General features: G+C 64.9%; 12 protein-coding genes and 1 pseudogene. All 13 read left to right on the top strand.

All coding sequences use genetic code 11. From position 1 onward, the window contains the following. Positions 1-359: 359 nt before the first annotated feature. Positions 360-545, top strand: a complete 186-nt coding sequence (locus E3O06_RS18440) for an integrase core domain-containing protein (protein WP_134503468.1) — start codon at positions 360-362, stop codon at positions 543-545. Then, positions 542-1,135, top strand: coding sequence for an IclR family transcriptional regulator (locus E3O06_RS11160; protein WP_134503467.1), 594 nt, complete (start codon positions 542-544; stop codon positions 1,133-1,135). Before E3O06_RS18440 ends, E3O06_RS11160 begins: the two co-directional genes overlap by 4 nt. Before the next feature lie 291 nt (positions 1,136-1,426). Next, positions 1,427-1,666 (top strand): hypothetical protein, encoded by a 240-nt coding sequence (locus E3O06_RS11155; RefSeq protein ID WP_134503466.1) that lies wholly within the window; start codon positions 1,427-1,429, stop codon positions 1,664-1,666. Between the two features lie 99 nt (positions 1,667-1,765). Then, positions 1,766-1,990: a TetR/AcrR family transcriptional regulator gene (locus E3O06_RS18290; RefSeq protein ID WP_338144857.1), complete on the top strand. Its 225-nt coding sequence runs from the start codon at positions 1,766-1,768 to the stop codon at positions 1,988-1,990. Further along, positions 1,969-2,184: a hypothetical protein gene (locus tag E3O06_RS18040; protein WP_241980107.1), complete on the top strand. Its 216-nt coding sequence runs from the start codon at positions 1,969-1,971 to the stop codon at positions 2,182-2,184. Before E3O06_RS18290 ends, E3O06_RS18040 begins: the two co-directional genes overlap by 22 nt. 14 nt (positions 2,185-2,198) lie before the next feature. Next, complete coding sequence (gene pcaDC / locus E3O06_RS18285; RefSeq protein WP_134503465.1) at positions 2,199-3,401, top strand: bifunctional 3-oxoadipate enol-lactonase/4-carboxymuconolactone decarboxylase PcaDC; 1,203 nt, start codon at positions 2,199-2,201, stop codon at positions 3,399-3,401. Between the two features lie 12 nt (positions 3,402-3,413). Next, the gene (locus E3O06_RS11140) at positions 3,414-4,214 is read left to right on the top strand and encodes a CoA transferase subunit A (RefSeq protein ID WP_134503464.1); all 801 of its coding nucleotides are present in this window, start codon (positions 3,414-3,416) and stop codon (positions 4,212-4,214) included. Further along, positions 4,214-4,912: a 3-oxoacid CoA-transferase subunit B gene (locus E3O06_RS11135; protein ID WP_134503463.1), complete on the top strand. Its 699-nt coding sequence runs from the start codon at positions 4,214-4,216 to the stop codon at positions 4,910-4,912. The genes E3O06_RS11140 and E3O06_RS11135 overlap by 1 nt, the downstream gene beginning before the upstream one ends. After that, positions 4,909-5,736, top strand: a pseudogene (locus E3O06_RS11130) (thiolase family protein); the annotation flags it as partial. The gene E3O06_RS11135 and the pseudogene E3O06_RS11130, both read left to right, overlap by 4 nt. Positions 5,737-5,815: 79 nt before the next feature. Continuing rightward, positions 5,816-6,127 carry an acetyl-CoA C-acetyltransferase gene (locus E3O06_RS18025; RefSeq protein WP_241980106.1) on the top strand — a complete coding sequence of 104 codons (312 nt, stop codon included), beginning with the start codon at positions 5,816-5,818 and terminating at the stop codon, positions 6,125-6,127. A 178-nt stretch (positions 6,128-6,305) separates the two neighbouring features. After that, the gene (locus E3O06_RS18435; protein ID WP_134503462.1) at positions 6,306-6,464 is read left to right on the top strand and encodes a transposase; all 159 of its coding nucleotides are present in this window, start codon (positions 6,306-6,308) and stop codon (positions 6,462-6,464) included. After that, a complete protein-coding gene (locus tag E3O06_RS11120; RefSeq protein WP_166788187.1) occupies positions 6,428-6,745 on the top strand; it encodes a hypothetical protein in 318 nt (105 codons plus the stop codon). The genes E3O06_RS18435 and E3O06_RS11120 overlap by 37 nt, the downstream gene beginning before the upstream one ends. After that, entirely contained in the window at positions 6,742-7,029 is a 288-nt protein-coding gene (locus E3O06_RS18430; protein ID WP_420898880.1) for a transposase, read from the top strand. Before E3O06_RS11120 ends, E3O06_RS18430 begins: the two co-directional genes overlap by 4 nt. Positions 7,030-7,103: the final 74 nt, after the last annotated feature.

Here is a 7,103-nt window from a genome sequence, read left to right as displayed (position 1 = left end):
ATCGACCTGTACTCGCGAGCGATTGTGGGCTGGCATGCGTCAACGATCAAGGACACACCGTTCGTTGAAGCCTGTTTGAATATGGCGCTCTGGCGCCGCGACCATGCCGGCCACGCGGTGCGACCAGGGCTGATACATCNCAAGGACACACCGTTCGTTGAAGCCTGTTTGAATATGGCGCTCTGGCGCCGCGACCATGCCGGCCACGCGGTGCGACCAGGGCTGATACATCACTCAGACGCTGGCTCACAATATACGTCCATCAAGTTCACAGAAACCGTCGCGCTCGAGGGGCTCGTCGCCTCGATCGGGACCATCGGCGACGCCTATGACAACGCGGCTGCCGAGACGNACCGTTCGTGACGGGCCCGTTGAAGACCCTTGCTGACGTCGAAAAGCTCACCTTCGATTGGCTGGATTGGTACAACAATCGGCGCCTGCACAGCGCGCTCGGGAACATGCCGCCCGAAGAATATGAACGCAACTACTACGCTGAAACAAACGGCCCGATAAATGTCGAAGCCGCCAACAAAACGGCGGCATGAAACCCGGGACGGTTCAATACTCCCTGGGCATGCGGCTGTGGGAGGTGGGTGTGCAGACGCCTACCGCCCACAATCTGCGCACGATTGCGCTTCCGTATCTCGAAGACCTCTACGAAACCACCCGCGAACACGTTCACTTGGCCATTCGTGACGGGCGCGATGCCCTGTATCTCGAGAAACTCTCCGGCCATCACGCGGTGCGGGTGATTTCCCGCGTGGGTGGTCGGCTCCCGTTGCACTCCACCGGGGTGGGTCTTGTGCTGCTGGCCTATGCGCCTAATGACTCCGTGCAGGACTACTTGGAGTCGTCGATGCAGCGTTTTCTACCCATGACGGTGACCGATCCCGACCTCCTCCGTAAACGTCTCGCGGGAATCCGGGCCGAAGGAATGGCGTATATGTCGGAGGAGATGACGGTGGGATCGAGTTCGCTGGCAGCTCCCATTCGTGACCGAACCGGGCAGGCGGTGGCTGCGGTGTCGATCGTTACGAGCACGGCCGAGAAACCGTCTCCCGAGAACGAACAGGCCGTACGACAGGCCGCGCGGGGTATCAGCCGAGCACTCGGTTATCGGCGCGCCACGGCCTGAAATGCGCAATGCCCCCGACCCGAGCCTGAGCGGGAACTGGGGGGCGCGTCCAGGGGCTGGATGCAGCGGGACGAGGTGCCCTGGAGTTGTATCTCTCCGGCTGCGGTCTGCGAGGCTGGCAGCGCCCGGCCCGGTTCGACCTGCAGCGCCACGGCCCCGAGCAACTCGGCGGAAGGCAGCTCGACTCCGTCACCCCCTCGCCGAGCAGTACACCGGACTCCGTTGGACGAATCCTTGAGAGGGCTGACGCCTCCATCCGCAATGTACTAACTGGTACGTTCCATCGAGGAAATGAAATCAACGATGATGTCACAAAATGCAGAACAACCACTCGTGCTTGTGGTCAACGGGCCAAACCCTCTGCCCGCGCGCACTCGGGAACCGGAGCGTTACGGCTTCGAAAACCTGCCTGAGCTTCAGCAGCATGTCGTAGCTGTGGCGACCGCCAGAGAGACCTTCCGGGTGCCGATGGCCCAGTTGGGCACCACGCAAGGCAAGACTGCTCGGGAGCAGGTACCGGCCGCTCAATAGGCCCGTGGCACACCGGATAGGGTGGGCTGTGAGCGACTGTGCACGGCCCCACTCTGTGCTGAATTCCACGCACGGCCAGCGTTTCATAGTTGAAGGAGCATCCCGACCGCGAGAGACAACGCGGACAACGGGCGGCGCCGGGACGCTGAGCGCACCCGGGACAACATCCTTCAGGTAGCCACGGTCGAGTTCGCGGCGAGCGGGTTCGCCGTCGCGCGAGTCGACAGGATCGCGGAACTGACGCGCACGACCAAGCGCATGATCTACTACTACTTCGATTCCAAAGAAGATCTGTACAGGTCATGGAGGCCGCCTACGCCATGATTCGGCGAGTCGAGCAGGAACTCGATGTGGGCGGGCTCGACGCGACCGATGGCCTGCGAGCTCTGCCCGAATCGACCTATGACCACCGCTGCGACCTCGGTCAGTCAACGGTGGGAATCGACCGGGTGCTCGAGCGCTACCGCGCGCAGTGCGATCCGGCCCTTGCCCCTGAACCACTAAGGACAAACACCTAATGATTGTGCCACTTATGACTGTTCCACTGACGACCGTGCCGGCCCTGATCGGAACGGTCACGCCCGTTCGGGGCCCGGCACCCGCAGCGCCGCTCGTGGTGCTCGGCTCCTCCCTCGGAACCACGACCTCGCTCTGGGACGGCGTCGTTGGGCCGCTCGCCGAGACCTACCGGGTTCTGCGCTTCGACCTGCCCGGCCACGGGGCCAGCCCGGCCGCCTCGCATCCGTTCACGCTCGCCGGACTCGCTGACGCCGTGATCGCCCTCGTCGATTCGGTCGGCGGCGGCTCCTTCCACTACGCCGGCATCTCCCTCGGCGGTGCCGTCGGGCTTGAGCTGGCCGTGCGGCACCCCGACCGCCTGTTGAGCCTCGGCGTGATCTGCTCCGGTCCGAAGATCGGCACCCCAGAGGGCTGGCGGGAACGGGCCGCGCAGATTCGCGGCAGCGGCACCCCGAGTGTGGTCGTCAGCAGCGCCCAGCGCTGGTTTGCGCCGGGGTTCCTTGAACGCGATACGGCCGCCGGTTCCGCAGCCCTGAACGAACTGAGCGCCGTCAACGACGAGTCGTATGCGCTCTGCTGCGAGGCACTCGCCGACTACGACGCGACGGATGCCGTTGGCGGCATACACACGCCCGTGTTGTGCGCCTCGGGCGAGTTTGACGTGGCCACGCCCACGGACATACTCGTGAACCTGGCGGCATCGATCCCCGCGGCCCGCCACGAACTCATCCGCGGCGCAGCCCACCTTCCCGCCCTGGAGCGCCCGGCGGAGGTCGCCGCGCTACTCCTCGACCTGTTCGGCCCTCTGGCGGCCTCCCGCACTGCAAACCAGACCTACGAGGACGGCATGGTGGTTCGCCGGGAAGTGCTCGGTGACGCCCATGTGGACCGGGCGACCGCCGCGATCACCCCCGAAACTGCCGTTTTTCAGGACTTTATCACCCGCTATGCCTGGGGCGAGATCTGGACCAGGCCCGGCCTCGACCGGCGCACTCGCAGCTTTCTCACGATCGCAGCGCTCATGGCGGGCGGTCACGAGGGTGAACTCGCGATGCACGTGCGGGCGGCGTTGGCCAATGGGCTGACCCGCGCCGAGATCAGCGAGGCCATACTTCACACCGCCATCTATGCCGGTGTGCCGGCCGCGAATACAGCCTTCGCCGTGGCCCGCGACACGTTCGCGGGGCTCGATGCCGATACCCCCCCGACCGTTTAGAGGACTAACAACATGGATAAGACGTTTTCTTCTGCCGCGGCCGCCGTGGCGGATATTCCCGATGGGGCCTCGATCGCTGTCGGTGGTTTTGGTTTGGTCGGTGTGCCGATTGTACTGATTCGTGCGCTGCTTGAGGTTGGCAGCACGAACTTGCATGTTGCCTCTAACAACTGTGGTGTCGATGGGTGGGGTCTTGGTGAGCTGTTGCGGGAGGGTCGGATCAGTAGGGTGATCGCGTCGTACATCGGTGAAAATAGGGATTTCGCCCGCCGCTATCTCGGCGGCGAACTTGAGGTGGAGCTGACGTCGCAGGGTACCCTTGCCGAGCGGCTGCGCGCCGGCGGCACCGGTATTCCGGCGTTCTTCACAGCGAGTGGGGTGGGCACGATGGTCGCTGATGGCGGTCTGCCGTGGCGCTACGGGCCGGGCGGTGAGGTGGTGGTGTCGTCGCCGCCGAAGGAGACCCGCCGTATCGGTTCGCTCGGGTCGGAGAAGGAATATGTGCTCGAGGAGGCGATTGTCACGGATTACGCTCTCGTGCGCGCCGCTAAGGGCGACCGGCACGGCAATCTCGTGTTTGAGAAGTCCGCGCGCAACTTTAACCCCGTGGCTGGCATGGCGGGTCGCATCACGATTGCGGAGGTCGACGAGCTCGTGGAATCGGGTGAGATCGACCCGGATCAGGTGCACCTGCCGGGCATCTACGTGAACCGTATCGTGCGGCTTGGGGCAACGGATGCCGCCGACCTGCCGATCGAGAAGATCACGACCCGCAAGCGCCCCGTATCCGCTGGTCTGGAAGGAAAACTCTGATGGCTCTCACTCGTAACGAGATGGCGGCGCGCGCCGCCCAGGAACTCGCCCCCGACTCCTACGTCAATTTGGGTATCGGTTTGCCGACGCTCATTCCGAATTTTCTGCCGGAGGGCGTGCACGTGGTGCTGCACTCCGAGAACGGTGTGCTCGGCGTGGGCCCGTATCCGTGGGAGGGCGAGGAAGACCCGAAGCTGATCAACGCCGGCAAGGAGACAGTCACCGTGAATGCGGGGGCGGCGTACTTCGATTCGGCGCAGAGCTTCGGCATGATTCGTGGCGGCATGATCGACGTGGCCGTGCTCGGTGCGATGCAGGTGTCGGTGGCCGGGGACATCGCCAACTGGGCGGTGCCGGGCAAGATGATCAAGGGCATGGGCGGCGCGATGGACCTCGTGCACGGCGCCGATACCGTGATCGTGGTGATGGAACACACGACCAAGACCGGCGAGCACAAGATCAAGAATACATGCGACCAACCGCTGACTGGCAAGGCCGTCGTGACGCGCATCATCACCGATCTCGCCGTGATCGACGTCACCCCGGCCGGACTCGTACTGCGCGAGGTCGCGCCGGGCGTCACCGTGGCTCATGTTCAGGCTGCTACAGAGGCGACGCTGCTCGTGCCGGAGTCGCCGCTGACCATTCGCACACTGCTCAGTGCACCTACACCGCTCAGCGAACCGGTTTCCGCATGAGGGCGCTGCGCGAGGTCGTCATCTGCGAACCTCTCCGCACCCCGATCGGCCGTTTCGGCGGCGCGTTTAAGGCCGTCGCGCCCGCCGACCTCGCCGCGACGGTGATCGCCGCGCTGATCGAACGCACGGGACTGGACGGTGCGCTGGTCGACGACGTGATCTTCGGCCAGGCGTATCCGACGGCCGAGGCCGCCCCGGTCGTCCGGGTCGCCGCCCTGAACGCGGGCCTGCCGGTGACTGTCGGCGGTGTGCAAGTCGACCGCCGCTGCGGCTCTGGCCTGCAGGCGATGCTTGACGCCGCGATGCAGGTGCAGACCGGCGTGAGCGACCTCGTGATCGCCGGTGGCGTGGACGTGATGAGCCAAGCCCCGTTCTATACCGTCGACTCTCGCTGGGGCGTGGGCGGCACCGCCGGCATGCTGCTGCGCGACGCCCTCGGCCGCGGCCGCGAAACAGCCGGCGGACAGCACTTCCCGGTGCCGGGCGGCATGCTCGAAACCGCCGAGAACCTGCGCCGCGACTACGCCATTACCCGCGTCGAGCAGGACGAACTCGCCATGCGCTCCCAACAACGGGCCCTCGCCGCCGTTGCCGACGGCCTGTTTGTCGACGAGATCGTGCCTGTCACGGTGCTCGGCCGCAAGGGCCCCGTCGTGGTCTTCGCCGATGAGACCCCGCGGCAGACGAGTGTCGAGGTGCTGGCGGGCCTGAAGCCGATTTTGGCGAAAGCGGATGCGGCATCCACTGTCACTGCCGGAAACGCGAGCGGGCAGAACGACGCGGCCGCCGCCTGCCTCGTGACCACCCCCGAACGCGCCGCCGAACTCGGGCTCACCCCGCTCGTGCGCCTCACGTCCTGGGCGCGCGCCGGCGTCGAGCCCCAGCCGAATGGGCCTCGGACCCGTGCCCGCGACCAAGCTCGCGCTCGCACGTGCGGGCCTGAGCATCGCGGACATCGACCTGATCGAACTCAACGAGGCCTTCGCCGTGCAGGTGCTCGCCGTCAGCCGGGAATGGAACTTCACCGACGCCGACTGGGAACGCACCAACGTGAACGGCTCCGGCATCTCCCTTGGACACCCGGTCGGAGCGACCGGCGCCCGCATCCTCGCCACCGCCGCCCGGCACTTGCAGCGCACCGACGGCCAGTTCTTGCTCGAAACCATGTGCATCGGCGGCGGCCAGGGCCTCGCCGCGATCTGGGAACGCGTGTAACCGAATCGGATACGACCCAGCATCCGTTCACCTGCCCCGTGGCCAATTCAGGAAAAGGGCTTTCTATTTAGGTGCACCGGTTTACGGGGATGTGGCGGAGGCGATTTGAGTTGGTTACCGTTGTTGTGTGGCTGAAAACCGTCGTGCTGGCTAGGATTTCCCCCGGTCGTATGCACAAATGCACTCGTGGTTCGACGAGGACTGGAAATGCCTGGATTATTTGGACTGGCTGCGCTGGCCGGATGGATTTGTGTGCCCGCATTGTTCAAGCCTGACGGGGTGGCGGTTACCGGACTCTAGATGGAAGTGTGGCGGCTGCAACCGGCGAGTATCCTGACCGCAGGGACGGTTTTCGATAAGACGCGAACACCGTTGACGGTGTGGTTCGCCGTGGCTTGGCGGATGGTGGGGGACAAAATTGGGATCTCGGCCACTCAGGTGCAGCGCGAGATGGAATTGGGCTCGATCCAGACGGCGTGGATGATGCTGCACCGGTATCGATCCGTGATGGTGCGTCCGAGTCGTGACAAACTCCGTGGCGACGTTGAAGTCGACGAGACCCTCCTCGGCGGCGTCGAGCCCGGCGTCCGGGGCCGCGGTTCGCAAAAAAACTCCTGATAGGAGGAGTCATCGAGCGAGATCTCGGGCGCTTCGGTCGCGTTCGCCTCAGCGTCATCCCCGACGCCAGCACAACCAGTCTCGCAGCCTTCTTGGACGTCAATGTTGAGCCCGGCAGCAACGTGATCACCGACGGCTGGTCTGCCTACTCGGCTGCGACGCAAGGACTTTACGACCACACGAGCACGTCCATCAAGGCCTCCGGATTGGCCGCGCACGAAGTCCTCCCCGGAGTCCACCGCGTGTTCTTGAGTATTAGCCCTGCTGGGGGCCATCGATATTGACCTCGGGGGCCACGGAGTGATGCGGTCAGTAGCGCGTTTCGGGGCCGCCGAATATTTCTGTTGGGGGCCATCTG

Source organism: Cryobacterium glaciale (assembly GCF_004402535.1).
GTDB lineage: Bacteria > Actinomycetota > Actinomycetes > Actinomycetales > Microbacteriaceae > Cryobacterium > Cryobacterium glaciale.
This window is presented reverse-complemented; position numbering and strand designations above follow the sequence as displayed.